The sequence below is a fragment of the Actinoalloteichus caeruleus DSM 43889 genome, from assembly GCF_000429185.2.
Classification (GTDB): domain Bacteria; phylum Actinomycetota; class Actinomycetes; order Mycobacteriales; family Pseudonocardiaceae; genus Actinoalloteichus_B; species Actinoalloteichus_B caeruleus.
Genome location: NZ_AUBJ02000001.1, coordinates 5,125,213 through 5,149,985, shown reverse-complemented (window position 1 = coordinate 5,149,985; position 24,773 = coordinate 5,125,213). Strand labels below are relative to the sequence as shown.

24 protein-coding genes are annotated in these 24,773 nt (G+C 72.3%); 11 read left to right on the top strand and 13 right to left on the bottom strand.

Features of this window, described 5'->3' with window-relative positions; genetic code table 11:
- The first annotated feature begins 126 nt into the window (after window positions 1-126).
- Together G443_RS20930 and G443_RS20925 are read left to right on the top strand one after the other, a co-directional pair.
- Entirely contained in the window at window positions 127-1,974 is a 1,848-nt protein-coding gene (locus tag G443_RS20930; RefSeq protein ID WP_081715459.1) for an ABC transporter transmembrane domain-containing protein, read from the top strand.
- Window positions 1,971-3,827, top strand: coding sequence for an ABC transporter ATP-binding protein (locus tag G443_RS20925; protein ID WP_026419011.1), 1,857 nt, complete (start codon window positions 1,971-1,973; stop codon window positions 3,825-3,827). The genes G443_RS20930 and G443_RS20925 overlap by 4 nt, the downstream gene beginning before the upstream one ends.
- Before the next feature lie 49 nt (window positions 3,828-3,876).
- On the opposite strand, the gene G443_RS20920 is transcribed toward G443_RS20925, so the two are convergent.
- Complete coding sequence (locus tag G443_RS20920) at window positions 3,877-5,085, bottom strand: FAD-dependent oxidoreductase (protein ID WP_026419012.1); 1,209 nt, start codon at window positions 5,083-5,085, stop codon at window positions 3,877-3,879.
- A gap of 75 nt (window positions 5,086-5,160) precedes the next feature.
- Here G443_RS20920 and G443_RS20915 point away from each other — a divergent pair, with 75 nt between their 5' ends.
- Complete coding sequence (locus G443_RS20915) at window positions 5,161-5,775, top strand: PadR family transcriptional regulator (protein WP_026419013.1); 615 nt, start codon at window positions 5,161-5,163, stop codon at window positions 5,773-5,775.
- 69 nt (window positions 5,776-5,844) lie between these two features.
- Complete coding sequence (locus G443_RS20910) at window positions 5,845-6,327, top strand: hypothetical protein (protein ID WP_026419014.1); 483 nt, start codon at window positions 5,845-5,847, stop codon at window positions 6,325-6,327.
- A 135-nt stretch (window positions 6,328-6,462) separates the two neighbouring features.
- Here G443_RS20910 and G443_RS20905 read toward each other — a convergent pair whose 3' ends face one another.
- From G443_RS20905 to G443_RS20890, 4 genes are all read right to left on the bottom strand, one after another.
- Window positions 6,463-7,218 carry an ABC transporter permease gene (locus G443_RS20905; protein ID WP_051313993.1) on the bottom strand — a complete coding sequence of 252 codons (756 nt, stop codon included), beginning with the start codon at window positions 7,216-7,218 and terminating at the stop codon, window positions 6,463-6,465.
- The gene (locus G443_RS20900) at window positions 7,215-8,129 is read right to left on the bottom strand and encodes an ABC transporter ATP-binding protein (protein WP_026419016.1); all 915 of its coding nucleotides are present in this window, start codon (window positions 8,127-8,129) and stop codon (window positions 7,215-7,217) included. Before G443_RS20900 ends, G443_RS20905 begins: the two co-directional genes overlap by 4 nt.
- A complete protein-coding gene (locus G443_RS20895) occupies window positions 8,120-8,782 on the bottom strand; it encodes a TetR/AcrR family transcriptional regulator (protein ID WP_051713428.1) in 663 nt (220 codons plus the stop codon). The genes G443_RS20900 and G443_RS20895 overlap by 10 nt, the downstream gene beginning before the upstream one ends.
- A gap of 334 nt (window positions 8,783-9,116) precedes the next feature.
- On the bottom strand, window positions 9,117-9,470 hold the full coding sequence (locus G443_RS20890; RefSeq protein ID WP_026419017.1) for a hypothetical protein: 354 nt from the start codon (window positions 9,468-9,470) through the stop codon (window positions 9,117-9,119).
- Window positions 9,471-10,918: 1,448 nt separating this feature from the next.
- On the opposite strand from G443_RS20890, the gene G443_RS20885 reads away from it, so the two are divergent.
- Both G443_RS20885 and G443_RS20880 read left to right on the top strand, forming a co-directional pair.
- Window positions 10,919-11,800: a helix-turn-helix domain-containing protein gene (locus G443_RS20885; RefSeq protein WP_155886144.1), complete on the top strand. Its 882-nt coding sequence runs from the start codon at window positions 10,919-10,921 to the stop codon at window positions 11,798-11,800.
- Window positions 11,794-12,003, top strand: coding sequence for a DUF397 domain-containing protein (locus G443_RS20880; protein WP_026419019.1), 210 nt, complete (start codon window positions 11,794-11,796; stop codon window positions 12,001-12,003). The genes G443_RS20885 and G443_RS20880 overlap by 7 nt, the downstream gene beginning before the upstream one ends.
- Window positions 12,004-12,160: 157 nt before the next feature.
- Here the strand turns inward: G443_RS20880 and G443_RS20875 are convergent, their stop codons facing one another.
- Together G443_RS20875 and G443_RS25610 are read right to left on the bottom strand one after the other, a co-directional pair.
- Window positions 12,161-12,757 carry a hypothetical protein gene (locus tag G443_RS20875; protein ID WP_026419020.1) on the bottom strand — a complete coding sequence of 199 codons (597 nt, stop codon included), beginning with the start codon at window positions 12,755-12,757 and terminating at the stop codon, window positions 12,161-12,163.
- Window positions 12,745-13,374, bottom strand: coding sequence for a NucA/NucB deoxyribonuclease domain-containing protein (locus tag G443_RS25610; RefSeq protein ID WP_035292178.1), 630 nt, complete (start codon window positions 13,372-13,374; stop codon window positions 12,745-12,747). Before G443_RS25610 ends, G443_RS20875 begins: the two co-directional genes overlap by 13 nt.
- A gap of 351 nt (window positions 13,375-13,725) precedes the next feature.
- Here G443_RS25610 and G443_RS20865 point away from each other — a divergent pair, with 351 nt between their 5' ends.
- Window positions 13,726-14,769 (top strand): MerR family transcriptional regulator, encoded by a 1,044-nt coding sequence (locus tag G443_RS20865; protein ID WP_026419022.1) that lies wholly within the window; start codon window positions 13,726-13,728, stop codon window positions 14,767-14,769.
- A gap of 45 nt (window positions 14,770-14,814) precedes the next feature.
- Here G443_RS20865 and G443_RS20860 read toward each other — a convergent pair whose 3' ends face one another.
- The 4 genes from G443_RS20860 to G443_RS20845 form a co-directional block, all read right to left on the bottom strand.
- Complete coding sequence (locus G443_RS20860; protein WP_026419023.1) at window positions 14,815-15,540, bottom strand: class I SAM-dependent methyltransferase; 726 nt, start codon at window positions 15,538-15,540, stop codon at window positions 14,815-14,817.
- 185 nt (window positions 15,541-15,725) lie between these two features.
- Window positions 15,726-16,244: a methylated-DNA--[protein]-cysteine S-methyltransferase gene (locus G443_RS20855; protein ID WP_026419024.1), complete on the bottom strand. Its 519-nt coding sequence runs from the start codon at window positions 16,242-16,244 to the stop codon at window positions 15,726-15,728.
- Window positions 16,245-16,305: 61 nt separating this feature from the next.
- A complete protein-coding gene (locus tag G443_RS20850) occupies window positions 16,306-17,775 on the bottom strand; it encodes an AlkA N-terminal domain-containing protein (RefSeq protein WP_026419025.1) in 1,470 nt (489 codons plus the stop codon).
- A gap of 97 nt (window positions 17,776-17,872) precedes the next feature.
- Window positions 17,873-18,817, bottom strand: coding sequence for a hydrogen peroxide-inducible genes activator (locus G443_RS20845; protein WP_026419026.1), 945 nt, complete (start codon window positions 18,815-18,817; stop codon window positions 17,873-17,875).
- A 94-nt stretch (window positions 18,818-18,911) separates the two neighbouring features.
- On the opposite strand from G443_RS20845, the gene G443_RS20840 reads away from it, so the two are divergent.
- Window positions 18,912-19,463 carry a peroxiredoxin gene (locus G443_RS20840; RefSeq protein WP_026419027.1) on the top strand — a complete coding sequence of 184 codons (552 nt, stop codon included), beginning with the start codon at window positions 18,912-18,914 and terminating at the stop codon, window positions 19,461-19,463.
- A complete protein-coding gene (gene ahpD, locus G443_RS20835) occupies window positions 19,463-19,999 on the top strand; it encodes an alkylhydroperoxidase, AhpD family (RefSeq protein ID WP_026419028.1) in 537 nt (178 codons plus the stop codon). The genes G443_RS20840 and ahpD overlap by 1 nt, the downstream gene beginning before the upstream one ends.
- A 114-nt stretch (window positions 20,000-20,113) precedes the next feature.
- Here ahpD and G443_RS20830 read toward each other — a convergent pair whose 3' ends face one another.
- Both G443_RS20830 and alr read right to left on the bottom strand, forming a co-directional pair.
- The gene (locus G443_RS20830) at window positions 20,114-21,196 is read right to left on the bottom strand and encodes a D-alanine--D-alanine ligase family protein (protein WP_035292180.1); all 1,083 of its coding nucleotides are present in this window, start codon (window positions 21,194-21,196) and stop codon (window positions 20,114-20,116) included.
- Window positions 21,189-22,361 (bottom strand): alanine racemase, encoded by a 1,173-nt coding sequence (gene alr / locus G443_RS20825; protein WP_026419030.1) that lies wholly within the window; start codon window positions 22,359-22,361, stop codon window positions 21,189-21,191. Before alr ends, G443_RS20830 begins: the two co-directional genes overlap by 8 nt.
- 247 nt (window positions 22,362-22,608) lie before the next feature.
- Between alr and G443_RS20820 the strand changes: the two genes are divergently transcribed.
- Both G443_RS20820 and G443_RS20815 read left to right on the top strand, forming a co-directional pair.
- Window positions 22,609-23,289, top strand: coding sequence for a winged helix-turn-helix domain-containing protein (locus G443_RS20820; RefSeq protein WP_026419031.1), 681 nt, complete (start codon window positions 22,609-22,611; stop codon window positions 23,287-23,289).
- Window positions 23,286-24,749: a sensor histidine kinase gene (locus G443_RS20815; RefSeq protein ID WP_035292182.1), complete on the top strand. Its 1,464-nt coding sequence runs from the start codon at window positions 23,286-23,288 to the stop codon at window positions 24,747-24,749. Before G443_RS20820 ends, G443_RS20815 begins: the two co-directional genes overlap by 4 nt.
- Window positions 24,750-24,773 lie beyond the last annotated feature (24 nt).

Below are 24,773 nucleotides of genomic sequence, written 5' to 3'. Positions count from 1 at the left end.
GTGTCAATCACCCACGAAAGCGTGACACCGTTCCTCACGCCGCGTTCCCGGGCCCGGAGCCCGGCGGGGAGAGGCGGCGCGATCACCCGATCAGGGGACGACCTTCCAAGGAGAAGAGGAACAGCGATGGACAGCAGCGGTGACGGGCCGGGCCCCGTCCCCCCGGCGCCCGAGCCTCGCCGGGGCGGTGGTCGTCCGCTCACCGCGAACCGGGTGTTGTGGCGCGCCCTGGCACGACACCGGTTACGCCTGACCGGCGGCATCCTCGGGCTGTCCGGCCACCAGGCAGCCGAGACGCTGGTCCCCGTCGCGATCGGGATCATCATCGACCGGTCGGTGGCGACCGGGGACCCGGGGGCACTGGGCCTGTCCGTGCTCGGGCTGGCCGCCTTGTTCACCGTGCTCGCCCTGTCCTGGCGGCTGGGCGCCCGGTCGCTGTTCGGCGCGATCCAGCAGGAGAACCACCTGTTGCGCGTGGAGACCGCCGGACGTGCCCTCGACCCCAGGGGGCAGCGCTCCGGGCTGGCCACCGGGGAGCTGCTCAGCGTCGCCACCTCGGACGCCGAACGCACCTCCGACGTCCTGCGTGACGTGCCCAGCTTCTTCTCCGGTCTGGTGGCCCTGGGCATCTCGGCGTTCGTCCTGCTGCGGATCGACGTCCCGCTCGGGCTCGGCGTGCTCGTCGGGGTGCCGGTGCTGGTCGTCCTGCTCCAACTGCTCGGCCCCCTGCTGACCCGCAGGGCCGGGGAGAAGCAGGCGGCCACGGCGCGAACCGCCGCGCTCGCCACCGACCTGGTGCGCGGCGTGCGCGCCCTCCGGGGCATCGGCGGCGAACCGAGCGCCGTGCGCCGGTACCGCGAGTCCAGTGACGACGCGCTCCGCCGCACGCTGCGGGCGGCCACCCCGCTGGGGGCGCACCGGGGCGCGACCACGGCGGCCAGCGGGCTGCTGCTGGCCGTGGTGGCCGGGTTCGCCGGTTGGCTCGCCGTGGACGGCCAGATCACCATCGGCGAGCTGATCACCGTGGTGGGGCTGGCCCAGTTCATCGCCGAACCGGTGCAACTGCTCGGGATCTGCGGGCAGGGCATCGCCGTGTCCAGGGCCTCCGCCGCCCGGCTGGTCACCCTCCTCACCGCGCCGCCCGTGGTGCGGCCGGGCTCCGCCCGGCTCCACGGGTTCCGGGAGCTGCGGTTCGACGGCGTCGCGCACGGCTCGCTGCGGTCACTGGACCTCACCGTGCGGGCCGGCGAGTTCGTCGGGGTCGTCGTGGACGACCCGAGGGACGCCGATGCGCTGCTGGCCCTGCTGTCCGGGCGGGTTCCGGCCGCCGACCACGAGGGGGAGCTGGTGGTCGACGGCGTCGCCGTGTCCGAGGTGGACATCGACGAACTGCGGCGGACGGTGCTGGTGGAGACCCACCACGTCACGCTCTTCGAGGGGACCCTCCGGGACGCGGTCACCTCCGGCCGCGAGGTCTCCGCCACCGGCCTGGAGCGCGCGTTGCGGGCCGCGGCCGCCGACGAGGTGGTGGCCACCCAGGCCGAGGGGCTGGACACCGAGGTCCTGGACCGGGGGGCCTCGCTGTCCGGCGGGCAGCGGCAACGGATCGCCCTGGCCAGGGCACTGCTGGCGGACCCGCCGGTCCTGGTGCTCCACGACCCCACCACTGCGGTGGACGCGGTCACCGAGGAGGTCATCGCCCTCGGCGTGGCCGAGCTGCGCCACCCCGCCACCCACCCTCCCGGTGCCGACGACCCCGACGCGGGCGGTCGGGACGAACGACCGGCGGGCGGTGACGGGGAGGGCCCGCCAGCGGGCGGCCCGAGGACGACGCTGCTCATCACCAGCAGTCCGGCGCTGCTGGCCCGGGCCGACCGGGTGGTGGTCCTCACCGACGGAGTGGTGCGCGCCGAGGGCACCCACGCCGACCTGGCGGCCACCGACGAGACCTACCAGCGGGGAGTACTGCGATGAGCGCGGAGGCGGGGACCGGCGGCCGCCGCCGGCGGAGGCGTTCGGCGGCGGCGGCCGCCGAGTTCGACACGGCGACCTCGGCGGCCGACCGCCTCCCGGTCGCGACACCGCGCCAGGTCTGGCGGGTGCTGCGGGGCGAACTGGCCCGCCAGCCGTGGACGACGAGCGCCGCGTTGGGCGCCTGCCTGCTCGGCAACGCCTTCGGTCTGGTGGCCCCCTGGGTGCTCGGCGACCTGGTCGACACCATCGCGGCTGGCGGTCCGGACGCCGACGGGTCCGCCGTGCTGTGGACGGTCGCGCTCATCGCCGGTGCGGCGCTGCTGGGTGGCCTGCTCACCGGGGTGGCCACCGCGCTGATCGCCCGTGCCGGCGAGACGGTGCTGGCCCGGCTGCGGGAACGTGTCGTGGACCGCGCCCTGCACCTGCCCACCACCACCCTGGAACGGGTGGGCAGCGGGGACCTGCTCTCCCGGGTGGGCGACGACGTGTCGATCGTCGGCCGGATCGTGACCAACCAGGCGGCGGTGCTGATCTCGGCGTTCTTCACGGTCGTCCTGACGGTGGGTGGCCTGCTCACCCTGGACTGGCGGCTCGGGCTGGCCGGCATGGTGACCCTCCCGATGTACGTGTTGTCACTGCGCTGGTACCTGCCGCGTTCCGGCCCCGGTTACGCGGCGGAACGGGTGGCCATCGGGGAGAGGTCACAGGCCCTGGTCAGTTCCCTGCACGGGGTGGACGCGGTGCACGCGCACCGGCTGGGCGAGGCCCGGATGGGGTTGGTCACCGACCGCTCCGCGCGGTCCCGGGACATCTCGGTCCGGGTGTTCCGGCTGTTCACCCGGTTCGCCTCCGGCGCCAACCGCGCGGAGTGCGTGGGACTCGTGGCGATCGTCGTCACCGGGTTCCTCCTCGTCAGGGCCGACATCGTGACGGTCGGCGCGACCACGGCGGCGGCCCTGTACTTCCACCGGCTGTTCTCCCCGCTCGGCGCGTTGCTGTTGTCCTTCGACGAGGTGCAGTCGGCGGGGGCGAGCCTCGCTCGCCTGGTGGGCGTCGCGCGCCTCCCGGCGACCCCCGAACCGGAGGCACCGCCCCGCCCCGCCGACGCGGGCCTGCGGATCGAAGGGGTGAGCCACCGCTACGACGGCGGTCCGCTGGTGGTGGACGACGTGACCCTGGTGGTGGAGCCGGGTGAGCGGGTCGCCCTCGTCGGCGCCAGCGGAGCCGGGAAGACGACCCTGGCCGCGATCGTCGCCGGCCTCCTCGACCCGGCGGAGGGCTCCGTCCGGGTGGGCGGTGTTCCGCTCGCCGAGCTGGGACTCCGCCAGCTGCGCCGCCACGTCATGCTCGTCAGTCAGGACGTGCACGTCTTCTCCGGTCGGCTGGTCGACGACGTGCGCCTGACCGCACCGGACGCGTCGGAGGCCGAGGTGCTCACCGCGTTGGAGGCGGTGGGCGCCCGCCGCTGGGCGGAGGGCCTGCCGGGGGGCATCGAGACCCGGGTGGGCGAGGAGGGCCACCCGCTGACGGCGCCGCGGGCCCAGCAGTTGGCCCTGGCCCGGCTGGTGCTGGCCAACCCCTCGGTGGCGATCCTCGACGAGGCCAGCGCCGAGGCGGGCAGTTCCGGGGCCCGTGACCTGGAACAGGCCGCCCTCGCCGCCACCGAGGGGCGGACGTCGTTGGTCGTCGCGCACCGCCTGCCCCAGGCGGTGGCCGCCGACCGCGTGGTGGTGATGGACCACGGGCGCATCGTGGAGGTCGGTTCGCACGAGGAACTGGTGGCCGCCGGTGGCCGCTACGCGCGGCTGTGGGCGGCGTGGGAGGGCAGGGACCGCGAACCGCTGCCGGGCTGAGCGCGTCCCAGCCGCCCCCGTCCTCCCCTTGGCCGCCCTCGCCGCCTGCTCAGCCGACGGCGGCGGTGATCGGGGCTTCCCAGTCGACCCGGTACTCGTAGAGCCATCGCTGGTCGACGGCCTCGGCCCTGGCCATCCGCCGGAAGACGACGGGCAGCGCGAGATCCCGCACCACGCGCGCCACCGGCCCGGGGGCCTTCTGGTCCCCGTTGCGCTTGCCCTGCGCGACGACCCGCTCCACCCGGTCCCGCCGCGACGCCGTGTAGGTGGCGAGCGCGGCGGGGTGGTCGGGCACGTCCCGCAGGCACTTCGCCAGCACCAACGCGTCCTCGATGGCCAGTGACGCGCCCTGCCCGGAGGAGGGTGAGGTGGCGTGCGCCGAGTCCCCGACCAGCACGCAGCGGTCGGTGTGCCAGGTCGGCACGGACGGCAGGTCGTAGGTGTTCCAGGGCGGCATGATCCGCTCGGTCGCGGCGATGATCCTGGCCGCGGGCGTGCGGTCGCGCGCGACGAGCTCCAGGAGGTGCGCCCGCCACCACGTCGGGTCGATCGCGTCCAACTCCTCCTGGCTGGCCTCCTGGGCGCGGGGCGGGTTCGCGAACCACCACACCTCCCCGTCGGGGTGGCGGTAGTAGGCGAAGAAGCAGCGACGCCCGAAGACCATGTTGGCCACGCCCGGCTCGGCGTCCACCGGCACTCCCGGCGCGAAGCCCCCCGTGTTGAGCAGGCCGACGTACCGGCCCGAGGGCGCGCCAGGGTCGATCGCCCCGCGCACCCGGGACCGCAGCCCGTCCGCGCCGACCAGCAGGTCGCCGGTCGCCTCGCTCCCGTCGGCGAAGCGCGCGGTCACCCCGTCCGGGCGTTCGGTGAGGCCCACCAGGCGGCGGCCGTACTCGACGCGCACCCCCTCGTCGAGGGCCGCGTCCCGCAACGCCCGGTAGAGGTCGGACCGGCGGACCGTCCTGGTCACGGTGCCGTCGGGCAGCGCCCCGCCCTGGGCGAGCTCGGCGAGGAAACGGCCGGAACCGGTGCGGAAGGCCATCCGTGGCGTGTCGAACCCGGCGGCGAGCGCGCGTTCCAACAGGCCCAGTTCGGCCAGGGCCGACTGGCCGTTGGTGGCGACGCCGAGGTAGGCGCCCACGCCGTCGGCGGTCCGGTCGTACCCCTCGTACACGACCGGATCCAGCCCAGCCCGGCGCAACGCCACCGCCGCGACCGTTCCCGCTATTCCTCCCCCGATCACCAGCACCCTCGTCATCGTCATCCCCTCCCCGAGGTCATAGTATGACTATACATAAAATGACTATGCTCGCAAGCTGGCTAGGGTGTGCCCATGTCCGGTCGTCCCTCCCGAAGGTCACCGCTGGCGATGGCCCTGCTCGCCCTGCTCGCCGAGGCCCCGACGCACGCCTACCGCCTGCGGGAACTCATCCGGGAGCGCAGGAAGGACCAGGTGGTCAACGTCGCGCAGCGCAACAGCGTGTACCAGACGCTCGATCGCCTGCTCCGCGACGAGCTGGTCCAGGTGCGCGACACCGAACGGGTCGGGGACCGACCGGAGCGCACCGTCTACGAACTCACCGACGAGGGCACGGCCACCCTCGACGGATGGTTGCGGGAGATGCTGTCCACCCCGGCACGGGAGTTCCCCGAGTTCCCGGCGGCCCTCGCCTTCCTCCCCCTGCTCACCCCGGACGCGGCACTCACCCTGCTGGCACGGCGGGCGGAGGCGCTCCGACGCACGTTGGCGGACCTGGACGCCGAGGAGGCACGGGTGGCGGGGGCGCTCCCCCGGGTCGTGCTCCTGGAGGGCGAGTACCAGCGCGCCACCGCCCTCGCGGAACTGCGGTGGCTGGAGGCGGTGACCGAGGACCTGCGCACCGGAGCCCTCGACTGGAACCGCGAGGACCTCGACGCCATCGCCGCCCGCTTCGAACCACGGGGGTGAGGCGGTGCTTCCCGAGAGCCCCAGGCCGCAGCCCTTCCGGCGCACAACCACGAAGGGACCACCTCGACCGTGGCACGCATCGGCATCACCGGCCATTCGAACCTGAGCCCGGACTCGGTCTCCCTCGTGGAGACCGCCCTGCGGGACCACCTGCGGGCGGAGGGCGACGGCGAGCTGGTCGGCGTGACCTGCCTGGCCCGCGGCGCCGACCAGATCTTCGCTCGTGCGGTGCTCGCCCTGGGCGGCACCACCACCGTGGTGCTCCCCGCCGAGGACTACCGGGAACGCAAGGTCGGACCCGACAACGCGGCCGAGTTCGACGCGCTGATCGACAGGGCCACCGATGTCGAGGTGATGCCGTTCGAGAGGTCGACTCGTGATGCCTACGTCGCGGCCAGCGAACGGGTGTTGAACCTCGTCGAACGGCTGGTGGCCGTGTGGGACGGCCAGCCGTCCGACGGTCGGGGCGGCACGGCGGACGTCGTGGCCGCCGCCCGCCAACGAGGGATCCCCGTCGTGGTGATCTGGCCGGAGAACGCCCGTCGGGCGTGACCCGCCGGCGGGGCGCCGAGCCCGCGCCGATCAACGGCCGTGGATGACATCCCCGTCCAGAATGTCCCCCAACCGGCACCGCCACGTCCCAGCCGGGGGCGGCACGGCGGACGGCCCACCCCCGGGGCACCCCGCTCACTCCCAGCGGAAGAAGCGGATCGCGATCGGCCAGATCAGCAACACCGTCACCCCCATCACCAGGAAGGGCTGGAGCGACAGCGCCTCCCCCGCCCAACTCGCCCGCAAGGCCTGCGTGACCGCACCCACCGGGGTGAGATCGCCGATCTGGCGCACCAGTTCGGGCAGGTCCTCGCGGGGGACCATCGCTCCACTGAGGAACATCATCGGCACCAGCAGGATCGAGCCGATGCCGTTGGCGATGTTCGCCGTCCTGGAGATCCCGGCGATGAGCATGGTGATCGACAGGGTGGTGACCATCGCGCACAGGTAGACCAGCAGGAACGCCGGCAGCGACCTCGGCGGCGCCAGGCCGTGGACGAGCGCGCCGCCGACCAGGACGGCCACCACCGCGAGGACCGAGATCAACGCGCCGATGGCGAAGTTCGCCACGAGCAGCCCGACCCGGGGAGCCGGGGTGGTGGACAACCTGCGGAGAATCCCCCTCTCCCGCACGGTGACGATCTGCTGCGGCATGAGCTGGAGCGAGATGATCAGCAGCGCGATGCTCAGCGCGATCGGGGCCATCACGACGTCGAAGGCGCGGAGCCCGTCCAGCCCGGGGATCGGGTCCATCATGTCGGGCAGGTTCGCGAACAGCAGCAACAGCACGACGGGGAACCCGATCCCGAAGAACAGCAGCGCCCAGTCCCTGCGGAGCAGCCGCAGTTCCATCCGGGTCATCCGACCCGTCGCCCGCAACACCCTGTTCACGCCGCCTCCTCGGTGAGCTGCCCGGTGATCGCGAGGAAGGCGTCGTCCAGGCTCGCGTGTTCCACGCGGAGGTTGGACGGGGTCACGCCGGCCGCCCCGAGCAGCTGGGAGACGGCGAAGACCAACTCGCCCTCGCCCCGCACCGTCACCGCCGCACCGTCGACCACGACCTCGGTGACCACCGGCAGTGCCCGCAGCTCCTCGACGGGCACCGGTTGGGTGGTGTGGAACCGCATGCGCTGGGTCGAGCCGGCGGCCGAGGCCAGGCCCTCCGGGGTGTCCAGTGCGGCTACCCTGCCCCGGGCGATGACGGCGATCCGGTCGCAGAGGTGCTGCGCCTCGGCCATGAAATGGGTGACGAGCAGGACTGTCACCCCCCGGTCCCGCACCCGCTCGACGACCTCCCAGGTGTCCCGGCGGGACTTCGGGTCCAACCCGGTGGTCAGCTCGTCGAGCACCGCGAGCCTGGGGTTGCCGACGAGCGCGAGGGCGATCGCGACCCGCTGCCGCTGGCCCCCGGAAAGCTTCCCCCAGTAGGCGGAGGCGCGGTCCCGCAGGCCCAGGGTGTCGATCAGCTCGTCGGGGTCGGCCGGATCGGCGTAGAAGGAGGCGTAGAGCCCAAGCGCCTCCCGCACGGTCATCTTCGGCTGGAGTTCGCTGTGTTGCAGCTGGACACCGACGGTCTCGCGCAACGCGTCGCGATCGGTGTCCGGGTCGTGGCCGAACACGCTCACCCGCCCGCCGTCGCGCCTCCGCAGCCCGGTGAGGCATTCGACGGTGGTGGTCTTCCCCGCCCCGTTGGGTCCGAGGATGCCGAAGATCTCCCCGCTCTCCACGCTGAACGAGACGTCGTCGACGGCGACGTGGTCGCGGTAGGTCTTGCGCAGTCCCTCGACTTCGATCACTGGCATGGCGTGCTCCCGCTGTCGGTGGTGGGTGGGACGGCGACCAGCGCTCGGTCGAAGGTGGTCACGAGCTGCTCGCCGGCCTCGGTGAGGTCGGTGTCCGGTTCCTCCAGCCAGCCGGCGATGACGGCGTCGATGGCGCCGCCGATGGCCTGGGCGAGGACCCGGGCGTCGAAGTCGCGGAACTCGCCGGCGGCCTGCCCGGCGCGGAGGAGGTCCGCGAGGGAGCGCCACCGCGCGCCCGCGTCGCCGGGGTCGAAGGAGTCGCCCGCCTCGGCACTGCCGCCGTCGTACGTCGCGGCCTCGGCGATCACCCGCACGTGGGTGGGGTTGTCGCGCATGTACCCGACGAGGGCGCGGATGTAGGCGGCGAGGGTGGACCGGACGTCGGGGTGGTCGGCGAGTTCCTGCTCGAACCGGGCGCCGAGGGCCGCGTAGATCTGGCCGAGCGCGGTCTCGATCACCTCTCCCTTCCCGGTGAAGTGGTAGAGGATCACCCCCTTCGACACGCCGGCGCGTTCGGCGATCCGCACCAGTGACGCCTTCCGGTACCCGAACTCGGAGATCACCTCGATGGCGCAGGTGACGATCTGCGCCCGCCTGGCCTCCTCGATGAAGGTCCGCTCCTTCTGACTCCTGAGACTTTTTTCTGACCCCACGGTCAGAAGTATGCACCAGCTGGTCAGTTCTCGACACCCAGGGCCAGGACGCGGCCCACCCACCACAGCCGAGGCCGCTCCCGCGGGTCGGTGGTCGGAGGTCGGGCCAGCGGGCGGGAGCGGACAGCGTGGTCCCCATGCCGGTCACCTCCGCACGACTGGAACACCTCACCTGATCACCGACGGACCTCTCCCCGCTGCCGTCCCAGGAGCGGGCGTCACTCCGACGTCTGGCCGGCGGGCGCACCGCGGCCTCGGCCAAGGACCTCCTCAGCGCGGGCACGTGCCACCCGCACGGCCAGGGGGCACAGCGGCGACCGGCACGAACTCGCGCTCACCCCCGTGGGCGCAGCGGCGGCGGGGGTCGCCACCTGCGGCCGGTGATCAGGCGAGGCGCGGCCGGGTCGTCAGGAGGCGGCAGCGCGCCGAGTTCCTCGGCCACCGGCCCCACCCGGCCGTCCCGGCACCAGACCACCCACTCGCCGTAGCAGACCCGCACCGCCTCGACCTCGCTCGCGCCCCGGATGACGCACCAGTCCACCGTGGAACAGCCGGGCCACTCGAAGTACCCCACCAGCGCCCCCGGCCCCCGGGTCAGGGACACCCAACGCCAGCCCCGGCGGGTCAGGGCGTACACCGCCGCCAGCTCCGGTACCACCGCGATCGCCTGCCGTGCCGTGTTCTCCACTCCGGTTCTCCTCGCACACGTGGGGGCGGACCCGGCTCCCGGGATGCGGCACCGGCTCGCGGCGGGATGCCCCCGCCCCGGCCAGTCGCGATCACTCGGACGAGTCCGTACTTCGCGAATCCGCCCCTGGTGTCGGCCGGGTCGACGGTGTCGACAGCCGATCGACAGGGGATGGGCGTTTCCGCCGGCGGTCGAGCGCCCAGCGGCGATCGCCGACCGGGGGCGGTGTCGACGACGGCGAGGGGTAAGGCGGTAGGGGCGGAGCGGACGCGGAACCGGGCGAGGGCGGGCACGATCACGGCGGCCTCCGGGAGGGCGTTCGGGGATTTGGGGAAGGGCCGCCCGGGCGGGAGCTCACGACCGGGGAGGAGGGTGTCGGAGCTCGACCGCCCGGACGACCGGGTCGGGATGTGGACGTGGTCGGGATGTGGACGTGCGGAGGTGCTGATCAGGACGGGACGAGAGGCCTGACCACCCCGACGGGCACGACGTCCCGGCCTCCGCAGCGGGCCGTCCGTTCGTGGTCACGGCATCGGCGCGCTTCTCGTCGGGAATGCTCCCGGGCCGCGCCACTGGTCACCGCCCAGCTCCGGGCCTCCCGGGTGGTTCGCCGGGCCCGCCGAACTCGGCAGGCCATCGCCAGGCGGGGAACGATGGCGCGATCGACCCACTCGACGAGCCCGAGGGCGGCCAGGGCGATCGCGGCACCCACCGTCATGCTCAACACCGTCATGAGGCACGACCGTTCGACAGGGGTGGCAACGGGAGGACTCCGCTGAGCACGGTTTCCCACCCCGTCCGCGATGCCGGGACGTCCGGGGCCTCCCGGCATCGCCAGTGATGCCGCCCCTCCCGCTCGGGCAGCCGAGAACGCGCGGGCTGCCGCTCCCCGTGGCCGGTGGCGGCGTGACTCACCGAGTAGCCGAGCACCGCCCGACGCGCCGGCTCCCCCACCCCCACCGGCGACGCCCCCTGGGCGCCGTGCGCACCGGCGCGGGCCGACGGGCGCACGACGCACGCGCCTCGAAGACCCGGGCGGAACGGTCGGGCGGGTTCGCCTCGATGCCGGCTATCTCGACGACGAACCGGACTCCGCCGCTCGTCACCAGGGCGCGGACGAAGCGCGATCGGCGGCGTCGCGACTGCCTGCACACGGCGACGAGTACGGCGATTACGGCCAGTAGCATGGCTACCGGGATGGGATCGACGGGCATTGCGTCGGTTCCTCTCGTCACGAGGGGCCGGGCGGCCTGCCAGTTAGCCCGGCCCCTTCTTCTGCGCACCCCTACCCAGGGTTGCGATACGCTGTTACGCAACCACCCTAGGTAATGCAACTTCTCGCCAACAAGCTTCGGTACCCATGAGAAGTTGCATTCCACTCGAAGTGGCGATCGATCGTCCAATTCGGAGCGTCACTACGCTGACACGCGAAGCGATGGAGGTACCCGTTGAGCGATCCGACCGTTCGGCAACGCCTCGTGGCCCGCACACTCCGACAGTGGCGGGCGGACGCGGGCATGGTGCTCGACGACGTCACCAGCCGCCTGGGATGGTCCCGATCCAAGCTGTCCCGCCTGGAACGAGCCGAGACGATCCCTGGCCCGGCGGAAGTGATCGTCCTGGCGACGATCTACGACATCCCCACACCCGAACGGGACGAGTACGCGGCCCTGGCCTCACACCACCGTCGCGATGACTGGGCGCGGGCCTATCTCGAGGACACCATCACCGGGGAACTCCAGGACTTCATCGAGCTCGAGTCAGAGGCGAGCAAACTCGAGAACTTCGAGGCGGTCCTCATCCCTGGATTACTCCAAACCGCCGAATACGCCGCTGCCGTAGCCGCCGGTTGGGACTGTGGCGTTCCCGATGACGACATCGCCGTCGCACACCGAACGGAGGTTCGTGTACGGAGACAAGCCCGACTTCACTCCGACAAGCCCCTCCTCCTGCACGCCGTGGTGCACGAACTAGCTCTGCGCAGTGTGATCGGCGGAAGTCAGGTGATGCGCAGGCAGCTACACCACCTTGCCGCCTCCGCCGAACGCCCCAACATCACCCTGCAGGTGCTACCCGCCTCAGCCGGAGCGCACCCGTCCTTCGGGTCAACCTTCGCGATCTTGCACCACGGCGAACACACGACGCCCACGGTCTTCCTCGATACCTTGATTCGCGGGATCTTCATCCAGGAACCAGAGGACGTTGAGCGGTGTAAGATCACGTTCGAGCGTCTACGAGACTTCGCGCTGAACAGCACGGAGTCCGTACGTTTGATTCGAGCCGTAGCAGCGGAGATCACAACTGACGAGGTTGGGGGAGCACGATGGTAACCGCCGAGGCAGGATTTTCTTGGCGCACATCCTCCCGTAGCAACGACAACGGGCAGTGCGTTGAGATCGGGCGCTCACGCGAGGCGTCCGGCACCGAAGTGGCCGGCATCCGCGACACCAAGAACCGCGACGGCGGAACCCTACGCCTCGACAACGCCACCCTCACCACCTTCCTCAACGCGGTCAAAGTTGGCCGCTTCTGAGCTCGGCTGAACCTTCACGAAACCGTGCTCGAGGTGAGACACCAGGATTCTCCGAGCCTACCCGCTGAACGCGATGAGGCCATCCTGGAAGTTCAGAGCTGACGTTCCGGGAAGTGACCGTGGATTCCTCGCTCTGGTCGGCGGCCGTTCGCGCGTCTCAGGGCGTCCGAGCCTTCGAGTCATCCGCCAGGAGCTGGTCGGGATCCGGGATGCGGTAGGTGGGAAGTGGCGTGGTGAACCAGCTCCGGTCGACCGCGAGCCCGGTGCGCAGCTCGACGGCCGCGAAGCTTGAGGCGTTGGGCCACTCGTCATCGAACACGGTGTCCTCGGCCCATGCGGGAACGAGGTCGCCAGCGCCACCCGGCTCCGCGATGAGGAACGGGTTGAACCAGGACACGACGGCGCCGCCCCGGGCCTCCACCACCCGCCGCGTGCCGGACATGCTCCAGTGCACGCTGAGGAAGAAACCCCTCGACGACGCGCGGCGCGCGATCCCGGGCAGACTGCCCGCCCACCCGTTCGGCTCGATCATGACGGTGCGCGCCCCTTCGGTGAGCACCTGGACGTGGAAGTAGGAGCCGAAATCCTCCTGCGGAACCCACGCGTCGTCATGTGTCAGAAGAACAGGCCCCCTTCCGCTGCCACCGTAGGCCGACACCACCTCGTCCACTGAACCGCAGGTGGTTACGGCGAGCGTGAGCACCAGGTCTTCGTCCTGGTCGGCCCAGCGGTACTTCTCGATCAGCTCCCGCATGTCGACTGGTCCTCCGCGATGTCCTGTCCCTGGTACGGCTCTACCGCGACCCGATGGGGGTTGCTGATGACGACGAGTAAATCGTCTCCAGCCCTTATTCCCTGCCACCGGTACGCGGCCGCGAGGGTTCCCCCTTGGCAGTCCTGTTCCCGCGCCGGAACCTCCTCGGTACGGGCACCGATGCCCCCCTGAACCGTCGAGGCGAAGGCGTACTCGTCACACGAGCCGTCTACATGCTTTTTGACGAAGCCACCACAGGCGGCCTTGTAGTTCGCGTGCCGTGACACGCCGCTGCGGGTGAGGACGTGCTCTTTGCCCTCGCTCCAGGCGGGCGAGATATTCCGAGTAATGTGCGGCATCCTCGCCGCATCCATGATGACAACCTTGACCTCCCCACAACGCTTCTGCCTGAGCACCCGCGTTGTCGTGCACTTCCGCACCATGGATGCCGCGTCGTCGGCAACCATCACCGCCTCGTCGCCCACCCCGATGACAACTGGTTCGCCGATCAGCGCACCTCGTACGGCGTCCTCCACCTCGTCCACCCCGAAGTAGGCCACCGCGCCTCCGACAAGCAACAGCGGAAGGAGGAAGCCGCCTTTGGCTTTCGTGGCCACCCGGCTCCCCCCCTATCGCGCACACCGAGTGCACCTCATAGGCAATCCACGTTGTACAGTCAAGTACGACAGTAGCCGCCAGTCTCCGGGATTCCGTTTCCTACGACGCGCGGCCACCGGGGAGATCACCAGTCCCCACAAGCCGTACGCGCGGCGGGCTCATCGCGGCGGCACCGCACCGCGATCGAATTTCTCCGGAATCGGATCACGACCAGCGCCGACAGTGGGAGCGAGCGGTTCGGCATGAGCGCTGCCCGAGCGAGCCCCAGGTAACCCGCCGACCGCCCTCCCGGCACCGGCTGCCCGTGCTGGCTTGAGTCTCATGCCGCTTGAGACCCGATAGTGGGCACCGTGAACGAGAACGAGCTGTACTCCATCGGCGACGTGGCGCGCCGCACCGGGCTGAGCGTCAGCGCCGTCCGCTACTACTCCGACGCGGGAATCGTCACCCCGACCGAGCAGACCCCCGCCGGCTACCGGCACTACGACGTCCAGGCCATCGCGCGCCTGGAGTTCGTGCGCACCCTCCGCGAGCTCGACGCGGGCCTGGACGACATCCGCCGGGTGCTCGCCGGTGAGACGACGCTCCACGACCTCGCCGCCGCGCACCTGGCCGTGGTCGAGGAGCAGACGCGCCGCTTCCACGCCAGGCGGGCCGTGCTGCGCAGCATCCTGCGGCAGGACACCCCGGACGGCCAGGTGGTGCTGATGCACCGGCTCGTCTCGATGTCCGACGAGGACCGGGAACGGCTGCTCGACGAGTTCTGGGCCGAGGTGTCCGAAGGCCTCGACGTCAACCCCGCGATGATCGACCGCCTCAGCCAGACGCGGGCGGTACTGCCGGACGACCCCACCCCCGAGCAGCTGGAAGCGTGGATCGAACTGGCCGACCTGGTGCGGGACGAGGACTTCCGCGCGGCCGTCCGCAGCCACCTCCGCGAGGAGTACTCGACGGAGGCGGGGCGGATCATGTCCTCCTCGTCGATGCTCGACTCCATCGACGAGGGAACCCCGATCATGGCGGAGGCGATGGAGGCCCGCCGGGCCGGGATACCGGTGGACTCGTCCCGGGCCCGGGACATCGCCGACCGGTACTCGGCCTGGCTCTCCGGGGTGTGCGGCAAACCGGACTGCCCCGAGTTCCGCCAGCAGTCGGCGAAGCAGCTGCGGATTGCCCTGGAGCTGCACGGCACCAGGAACGCCGAGGCCGATCCCCACTGGGAGTCGCCGTTCACCGGCCCCCACGACCGGTACCTGGACCTGGTGGCCACCATCAACGGGCATCCCACGAGCGACGAACTCGTCGGCATGATGGCCGACCAGGTGCCCTACGCCTGGCTCGCCGACGCCCTCAGGGCCTCCGCCAGCTCCTCCGAGCCGGGGACGGCTGCCTGAACCAGCCCTCCGGTGGACGGGACGGTCGAGGACGCCACGCCGGGTTCAGGCGCTGCGCCGGGCGAGGAACACGTACTCCCGGTCAGGGCGGTCGGGGGCGTCCCGGACGTCCCGCACCTCGAACCCGGTCGCCACCAGGCTCTCCTCGACCTCGTCCCGGGTGCGGAACCGCAGCGTCGAGTCGGAGGCGAGGACGGTGTCCTCGCCCAGGAACCGGTAGACGTGCCGGAAGGACACGAACGGCAGCGCCACCTCGGTCACCTCAACGCGCGCCTCCACCGGCCCCTCCCCGGGCACCTCGCGGACGACGGGGGTGGCGACGGCCCACTTCTCCCAGGCCCGGCGCTCGGGCCGTCTGGTCTCGAACACCAGGTGTCCGCCGGGGCGGAGGGCGGCGCGCGCCGCGCGCAGGGCGCCGAGCCAGTCGTCGTCTCCGAGGAAGACCTGTGCGACGTTCCCGGTCATCACCGCGAGGTCGGCGTCGACGGCCGGGGCCGCCGTGGCGTCGCCGTGGACCCAGGTGATCCGTCCCGCCGGGTCCTTCGCGCGGGCGGCCCGCAGCGACTCCGCCGCCGGGTCGACGCCCACGACCTCGTACCCGCGCTCGGCGAGCAGGACGGCCAGGGAACCGGTGCCGCAGCCGAGGTCGAGCACCCGGCGGGCACCCAGTTCGTCGACGATGGCGAGGTAGTGGGTCAGGTCGTCCCGCTCACCGTCGAAGGTGTCGTAGAGGGCGACGAGCCTGGGGTGGGTGAAGATCGCGTCCGGCATCGGGCGACGCTATCCGCGTGGCCCCGGTTCGGCCACGGCTTTTCCGGTGCGCTGGGGCCCTCCCGCTCCCGACCCGGCACCGAGCGGGTCCTCCTCGCCGGGAGGACGGACCGGAACGGCGTCCCCGGACGCGGGCGGGTGGTCCGCCGGGGCGCGCCAGGCCCGGCCGGCCGCTCCTCCGAGCCTCAGAGCAGTGCCCGGCCGCTCACCCGTCGTTCGAGGTCGAGGAGGGTGCGTTTCCGTTCCACGCCCCCGGCGTAGCCGGTGAGGCCGCCGGCGGAACCCACCACCCGGTGGCAGGGCACGATGACGCTGATCGGGTTGCGGCCGTTGGCCAGGCCGACGGCCCGGGACGCGGAGGGGCGACCCATCCTCGCGGCAAGCTCGCCGTAGGAGACCGTCTCCCCGTAGGGGATGGCGCGGAGCTGGGCCCAGACCTGCTGTTGGAAGGGTGTTCCGTGCGGCGCCAGCGGCAGGTCGAAATCGGTGCGCCGCCCGGCGAAGTACTCCGCCAGCTGCTGGGCGACCAGGTCGAATCCGGTTTCGTCCCGCGTGCCGAAGGTGTCGCCGTCCGGGCGGTGGCGGTGCTCCTCCATGTAGACGCCGGCCAGCACGCCGTCGGTGGCGACCAGGGTCAGCGCCCCGATCGGGCTGTCGACGACGGTGTGGGTTCGACGCCCGTCGGGCGTCGCTGCGGTGCTCATGTCGAAATCTCCCTGCGAACGTCGTTCTCTCACATGGTCCGCCCCGCCGGAGGGGCGCTGCTCAGGCGGGTAAGCGGTTCATGAGGTGGCTGGTGGTGGACCACAGGTACTGCACGGCGTAGGCGCGCCAGGGCCGCCACGCCTCGGCACGGCGGGTCAGCGCCCCGGGCGTGTGCGGCAGCCCCAGTGCCCTGGTCGCGTGCCGGATCCCCAGGTCGGTGGCGACGAAGGCGTCCGGGTCGCCGAGTGCCCGCATCGCGATCGTCTCCACCGTCCAGTCCCCCAGGCCGGGCAGCGGCCGGAGTTCGGCGCGGGCCCGGTCCCAGTCCGCCCCTGGGCCGAGGTCGAGGTCTCCCGCCGCCAGCCGGGCGACCAGGGTGGTCAGGGTGGCCCGCCGGGTGCGGGGCAGGGCGAGGCTGTCCGGGTCGAGACCGGCCAGGGTCCCCGGTTCGGGGAAGAGGTGGGTGAGGCCACCGTCCGGTGCGGCCAGCGGTTCCCCGTGGGCGGCGACCAGCCGGCCGGCGTGGGTGCGGGCGGCCGCCGTGGAGACCTGCTGGCCGAGGACGGCGCGGACGGCGAACTCCGGCCCGTCCGCCGCGCGGGGAACGCGCCGGCCCGGGCCGGCGTGGACCAGCGGCGCCAAGGCGGGATCGCCGGTGAGCAGCTCGTCGACCGCGACCGGGTCGGCGTCGAGGTCCAGCAGCCACCGGCACCGGTTGATCGCGGCGGACAGGTCGCGCAGGTCGGAGAGGGTGAGCCGGCACCCGATGTGGTCGGTCTCCGGTCGCAGGGCCACCACGGCCGGTCCGTGGGGGAGTCGCAGCGCGCGGCGGAACGCGCCGTCGCGCCACTCCTCGACACCGGGGACGGCGGTGACCGCGAGGTGGCCGAACAGGCTGTCCGGGGTGAACGGCCGGCGGAACGGCAACCGCACGGCCAGGGTCCCCGGGGTTCGGGGCGGCGCTCCACCGCGCACCCTCGACCGCAGCTCGGTCGGGGTGAGGCCGAAGACCGCCTGGACGGTGTCGTTGAACGAGCGGACGCTGGCGAAGCCGGCGGCGAAGGCGACGTCGGCCATCCGCAGGCTGGACGTCTCGATCAGCAGACGCGCGGTCTGCGCCCGCTGGGCCCTGGCCAGCGCCAGCGGCCCCGCGCCGAGCTCGGCCACCAGTTGCCGCTCCACCTGGCGGGGGCCGTAGCCGAGGCGGGCGGCTAGGCCGGGAACGCCGTCCCGGTCCACCACCCCGTCAGCGATGAGCCGCATCGCCCTGGCCACCAGGTCCGCCCGTTCGTTCCACTCGGGTGAGCCGGGGCTGGCGTCCGGGCGGCACCGCTTGCACGCCCGGAACCCCGCCTGCTGCGCCGAGGCGGCGCTGGGGTGGAAGCTCATGTTCTCCGGTTTGGGTGGCACCACGGGGCAGCTGGGTCGGCAGTAGATGCCGGTGGTGAGCACCGCCGTGTAGAACCACCCGTCGAAGCGGGCGTCCCTGGACCGCACCGCTCGCACGCACCGGTCCCGGTCGAGAAGCATGCGACCAGCATGCCCCAGTTCAGGGGGCTGCTCTGGCAGGAATCCGACATCACCCTCCGGTGGCCCGCCCCGGTCCCTCCTGGCGCTGGGGCGGGTGTCAGACCCGGTCCGGGGCCAGTCGCACCGGCATCCGGCGGGCCCGCACCGCCCGCCGCAGCTCGTGGGCGATCGTGGTGAACTCGGCCTCGCGGCCGGCGCTGTCCCGGTACACCACCCCGATGCGACGTCCCGGCTTCGGGGAGGCGAACCGGCTGACCCGCAGCTGGTTGCGGCGGGTCTCCAGGCTCACGGCGCTCGCCGGCAGCAGCGTCACCCCCATGCCCGCCGCCACCAGCTGCACCAGGGTGGTGAGGCTGGTCGCCCTGGCCGCGGTCTCCACGCCGGTGCCCACCTCGCGGCAGACGTCGAGGGCCTGGTCCCGCAGGCAGTGCCCCTCCTCCAGGAGCAGCACGTCCAGGTCCCGCAGCGCCTGCCGCGAGATCACCTGCCGCTCCGCCAGCGGGTGGTCCTTCGGGGTGACCAACACGAAGTCCTCCGCGTAGAGGAGGAGCGCGGCCAGGTTGCGGTCGACCACCGGCAGGGCGAGCACGGCGAGGTCCAGTCGCCCGGTGGTGGCGCCGTCGAGCAGCGGCGCGGTCCGCTCCTCGTGGACCTCGATCTCCAGTTCGGGGAAGGCACGGCGGAGGGCCGGCAACGCGACGGGCAGCAGGTAGGGGGCGACGGTGGGGATGATGCCCAGCCGCAGCCGGCCGGTGAAGGGACGACCGAAGACCGCGACCTCGGTCACGAGGGCGTCCATCGCGTCCAGCACGGCCCGGGCACGTGGCACGAGTCGCTCACCGGTCTCGGTGAGCATCACCCGGCGTGTGGTGCGTTCCACAAGGCGCGCGCCCAGCGCGTCCTCGCAGGCGGCGATCGCCGCCGACAGGGTGGGCTGGGTCACGCCCAACGAGGAGGCGGCGGCTCTGAAGTGCAGGAACTCCGCGACGGCGAGGAACGCCCTGAGCTGTGCCAGGCTCGGCGCGCGCTCACTGATCGGCATGGCCGATCAGTGTAGGTGGCGGAGTCGATTTCCCCTATCAATGCTGGCGGAGCAAGGTTGGTGGCGCATTCGGAGCAACACGACAGGAGAGAACGTGCTCACCGTTGGCCAGCAGTTTCCCGAGTACGCGCTGACCGCGTGCGTGTCCCTCGACGCCGACAAGGCGTTCGAGACGATCGACAACAAGTCGTACCAGGGCAAGTGGCGCGTCGTCTTCTTCTGGCCGAAGGACTTCACCTTCGTCTGCCCGACCGAGATCGCCACCTTCGGCCGGCTGAACGAGGAGTTCGCCGACCGCGACGCCCAGGTGCTCGGCGTCTCCGTCGACTCGGAGTACGTGCACCACGCGTGGCGGAAGAACCACGACGACCTGCGGGACCTGCCCTTCCCGATGCTCAGCGACATCAAGCGGGAACTCTCCGAGGCCTGCGGCGTGCTCGGTGGCGACGGTGTCGCCCAGCGGGCCACCTTCATCGTCGACCCCGACAACGAGATCCAGTTCGTCATGGTGACGGCCGGTTCCGTTGGCCGGAACGTGGAGGAGGTGCTGCGGGTACTCGACGCCCTCCAGACCGACGAGCTGTGCCCCTGCAACTGGAACAAGGGTGAGGGCACCCTCGACGCCGCGAAGCTGTTGGACGCCTGATGTCACTGGACGCGTTGAGGAGCGCGCTGCCCGCCTACGCCAAGGACACCAAGCTGAACCTCGGTTCGGTGATCGGCACCTCCACGCTGCCCAAGCAGCGGCTGTGGGGCACGGTGCTGGCGGTGGCGATCGCCTGCCGCAACGAGCAGGTGCTGCGGGAGCTGGAGTCCGAGGCCAGGGAACACCTGTCCGAGGAGGCGCTGAACGCCGCGAAGGCGGCCGCCTCGATCATGGCGATGAACAACATCTACTACCGGTCGAAGCACCTGATCGGCGACGCCGAGTACGACAACCTGCCGGCGCGGCTGCGCATGCAGGTCATCGGCAACCCCGGTGTGGACAAGGTGGACTTCGAGCTGTGGTCGTTGGCGGTCAGCGCCATCACCGGTTGCGGTGTCTGCCTGGAGTCGCACGAGAAGACGCTGCGGAAGTCGGACCTGCCCCGGGAGACGATCCACGAGGCACTGCGCGTGGCGGCCGTGGTGCACGCCGCCGCCGTGACGCTGGACGCGGAGCGGGTGCTGTCCGGGGTGTGACCCCCGACCCGCGCCCCGCTCGACCAGGGCCCGGCCCCGCTCCCCCACCGATGGGAAGTGGAGGCCGGGCCGTCCGCCGCCTGGGCCGGACCAGCTCCCGGCCACCCGCACCCGTCAGGCCCCGGCCGCGGCGGCGGCGACCGGCGTCCGCCGCGCCAGGGCGGTGTCGACCATCGCCGTCAGCAACTCCGAGTAGGACAGGCCGGCGGCCCGCCACATCAGCGGGTACTGGGACGCCGAGGTGAACCCGGGGAAGGTGTTGACCTCGTTGACCACCAGTTCCCCGTCGGCGCGCAGGAAGACGTCCACCCGGAGCAACCCGGCGCAGTCCAGGGCCTCGAACACCGCCACCGCGAGCCGGTCCAGGCGCTCGGCCGTCGAGGCGTCCAGGGTGGCCGGCACGTCGAAGACCGTGCCAACGGACCCGTCGTACTTGGCCTCGTAGTCGAAGAACCGCTGGTCCTCGGCGACCCTGATCTCCAGCGGCGGACTGACCTCCAGGGTGCCGTCGGCGCGCTGAAGCACGCCCACGTCGATCTCCCGACCGGGAACCGCGCCCTCGACCAGCACCTTCCCGTCGCTCTCCCGGGCGGTGGCCAGGGCCGCCGGCAACTGGGCGAGGTCGTCCACCCTGGACACCCCGAGACTGGAGCCGGCGCGGGCCGGTTTGACGAACAGCGGCAACCCGAGCGGGGCCAGGTCCTCCGGGCGGGGCCGCTGCCCCGGTCGCAGCACCAGGCCCGGCGCGACCGGGATCCCCGCCGAGGCCAGCATGGTCTTGGTGTGTTCCTTGTCCATGCCGACCGCGCTGGCCAGCACCCCGTTGCCGACGAAGGGGATGCCGTAGAGCGCCAGCATCGACTGGATCGTCCCGTCCTCCCCGAACGGGCCGTGCAACGCGGGGAACACGACGTCGACGTCCCGCAGCCGGCGCAGCGCCTCCGTCATGCCCAACGCGGGAGCCGGTCCGGGTGCGCGCCACACGTCCTCGGTCGCGGCCCGGGCACCGGTGGCCGCCGGGTCTGGCCCGTCCTCCTCGATCCACCACCCCCCGTCCCGGTCGATCAACACCGGGACCACCTGGTGGCGGTCGCGGTCGAGGTGGGTGAGGATGCTCGCCGCGGACTGGCGGGACACCGCGTGTTCCCCGCTGCGGCCGCCGTAGACCACGGCGACCCTGGTTCTCGGCTCAGACAAGGGACAACTCCTCCAGTTCGCGGGTTGCTCGTGCCCCACCGAGGTAGCGGCGGGGTATCCGCGCGCCGATGCCGGTGAGGACCTCGTGCGGGTTGGTCTCCGCCCAGGCCGCCCACTCGGCCGCCGTGGGTTCGCCGTCGTCCCCGGGGCCGAGCACCAGGACCTCGTCGCCGAGGTTCGCCTCGTCCCGGCCGAGGTCGAGGACCAGTTGGTCCATCGCGACGAGACCGGCGACGGGACGCCGACGGCCCGCCAGCAGGGCCGCACCCCGGTTGCTGGCCAGCCGGGGCACACCGTCGGCGAAGCCGACCGGCACCAGGGCGAGCGTGCTCTCCCCGGACGTCCGGTAGCGGTGCTCGTAGGAGACGCCCTCCCCGGCGGGAACCTTCTTCACCAGCACCGTCCTGGACCGCAAGGTCATCGCTGGCCGGAGGCCGCCGCTGCGCCCGGCGACCGGTTCCACCCCGTACAGGGCGATGCCGACCCGCACGAGGTCGTAGTGGGTGGCGGGCTCGGTCAGGGTGGCGGCCGAGTTCGCGAGGTGGCGCAGTTCCGGGTCGAGCCCGGCGTCCCGCGCCTCCCGCAGGGCCAGCTCGAAGGCCCGCACCTGCGTGCCGACCGGCGGCGACGCGGCGGGTGCCCCGGCCGCGCCCAGGTGGGACCAGACACCGCGCACCAGCAGCCGCCCCCGGCGTTGCAGCCACGCCGCCCGGTCCAGGAGGCCGCGCCACGCCGTGTGGTCCGCTCCGCCTCGGCGGAGCCCGGTGTCGACCTTCAGGTGGACGGCCGCGCGGGTGCCGACCCGGGTGGCGCACTCCGCGATCCGCTCCAGGTGCTCGGCGGAGGAGACGCCCAGATCGACACCGGCCAGGATCGCCGCGTCGAAGTCCTCGTCGTGCGCGTGCAGCCAGCTGAGCACCGGGGCCGTCACGCCGGCCTCCCGCAGCCGCAGCGCCTCGGCGTTGGTGGCGACCCCCAACCAGGTCGCGCCCGCGTCGAGCACGGTCCGGGTCACCGGCAACATCCCGTGCCCGAACGCGTCCGCCTTCACCACGGCGAGCACCGGGGCCGTCGCCCTGGCGGCGAGCAGCGCCGTGTTGTGGGCGATCGCGTCGAGGTCCACCGTGGCCTCGGCCAGGCCACCCCGTGCGGTCCAACTCGTCATCGTTCCGTCCTCGGGTCGCGTCCCACCCACGCTAGGAACGGCGTGTGCCAGGACTGTGACCGTTTCTCGACCGTTCCCCACCGGTGCCAGCGGCACTCGGCCCGCTCGGGGATCGCCGGCGCCTCCGGTCGTCACCGCTGGTCAACGGCGGGTCACGGTCCGGAGGGGCGCGTCCGGGTCGTATACCGTGGCGGCCGCGTCCGAGGTGGTGCGGACATCGGCGGAAGACGACGGGGAGCGACGAGCGGTGGCCCGGCTGTTACTGGTGGAGGACGACGACGCGCTGGCCGAGGCCCTCACCCTGGCCCTGCGGGGGCTGGGGCACGAGGTGGTGGCGGCTGGCGGCGGCGAGGGCGGGCTGGAACTGCTGGCCCTCGGGGAGTCGGTCGACCTGCTGCTGGTGGACGTGATGCTGCCCGGCATCGACGGCTTCGAGGTGTGCCGACGGGTGCGGGCGCGCAGCACGCTGCCGATCATCCTGCTCACCGCGCGGGGCGACCCGATCGACGTCGTCGCCGGCCTGGAGTGCGGCGCGGACGACTACGTCGTCAAACCGGTCGAGCCCCGCGTGCTCGACGCCAGGATCAAGGCGGTGCTGCGGCGGAGCGCCAGCGCTCCCGGGCAGGAGGTCGTCCGCATCGGCGAGGTGGCCATCGACCGCACCGCGATGGTGGTGACCCGCGAAGGGCACGAGGTGAACCTGACCTCGACGGAGCTGCGGCTGCTGCTGGAGTTCGCAGACCACTCCGGCCAGGTGCTCACCCGGCAGGTGCTGCTCCGCCGGGTGTGGGACTACGGGTACGTGGGCGACTCGCGGATCGTGGACGCGGCCGTGTCCCGGCTCCGGTCGAAGATCGAACGTGACCCGGCCAACCCGGAACTCGTGTTGACCGTCCGCGGCCTCGGGTACCGGCTGGCGAAACCGTGACCCCCCCTCGCGGCTGGTCGCTCGGGCTGCGCACGAGGATCGCGGCGAGCATCGTGCTCCTCACCGTCGCCGCGAGCGCCGGCGTCGGTTTCGCCTCCTACCGGGTGCAGGCCGACGACAGCACCGAACGCTTCGTGCTCGCGGCCGACGCATCCTTCCAGTCCACGATCAACCACCTGCGCACCGAGGAGGAGCTCCACGGGGAGGGGCGGGTGGCGGTGCTCGCCGAGGAGATGGACCGCTGGGCGGGGGTGGGTTGGAGCGCGGTCGACCTCGGCGGCGCGCCGGTGTCCTGGCCACCGGCGGAGGGCGAACCGTCCGGTGCCGCCTTCCCGGCGACCGCCGGCGACCCACAGCACCAGAATGCTCCGGTTCCGGCGGAGCTCGTCCGCGAGGCCGTCGTCGGCCACCTCCCGGCTGTCCAGCGCGACCCGTACCGGTCGGGCTGGCTGCTCGTCGCCGGCGAGGTCACCCCCGGGCTCGTCCTCGTGCAGCACTACGGCATGCACCGGCTGGACGACGAGCTGTCCCGGCTCCGCCACCAACTCGCCGCGATCTCCGCCGTCGTCGCGTTCCTCGCCACGGTCGCCGCGATCCTGGCGGCCAACCAGGTGTCCCGACCGCTGCGGACGGCGGCGGACGCGGCCAGGAGGTTCGGGGACGGCGACCTGGGCACCAGGCTCCCGGTCGCCGGGCGGGACGACCTCGCCGACCTCGCCACCGCGTTCAACGCGATGGCCGAACGCCTGAGCCACTCGATCACGGACCTGCGGGCCAAGGACCGGCAGCAGCGGCGGTTCGTCTCGGACGTCACCCACGACCTGCGCACCCCCCTGGCCTCGATGGTGGCGGCGGCGGACAGCCTGAACAGCCTGGACGGCGAGTCGCGGGCGCGGGCGGCGGACCTGCTGACGGTGCAGAGCCGGCGGCTGGCGCGGTTGGTGGAGGACCTGCTGGAGATCTCCCGGTTCGACGCCGGTGTGGTCGAGGTGCTCCGGGAGCCGGTGGACCTGGCGGAGCTGGTGGCCGACGCCGTCGACCTCGCCGCCCCCGACGCCGACATCTCGATCCGGGTGGTGGGTGACGTGCTCGTCACCGGAGACGCCCGCCGGCTGCACACGATCGTGCGGAACCTGCTGACCAACGCCGTGACGCACGGAGCCGAACCGGTGGTGGTCACCGTCGACGGCACCGACTCCGCCACGGTGCTGGTGCGCGTCGCCGACGGCGGCCCCGGTGTCCCCGAGGAACTGGTGCCCATCGCGTTCGACCGCTTCGTCCGGGGCGACGCCTCACGACGGGTCACCGAGGGCAGCGGGCTCGGCCTGTCCATCGCCGCCGAAAACGCGACGGCCCACGGCGGGCACCTCGGCGTGCACAACGCGGGCGGCGCCGTGTTCACCGTCACCCTCCCGAGGGGAGAGCCACCGCCGACGTCACGCGGTGACGACGAAGCGTGAACCGAGCGATGGCGCGTTCGGCCT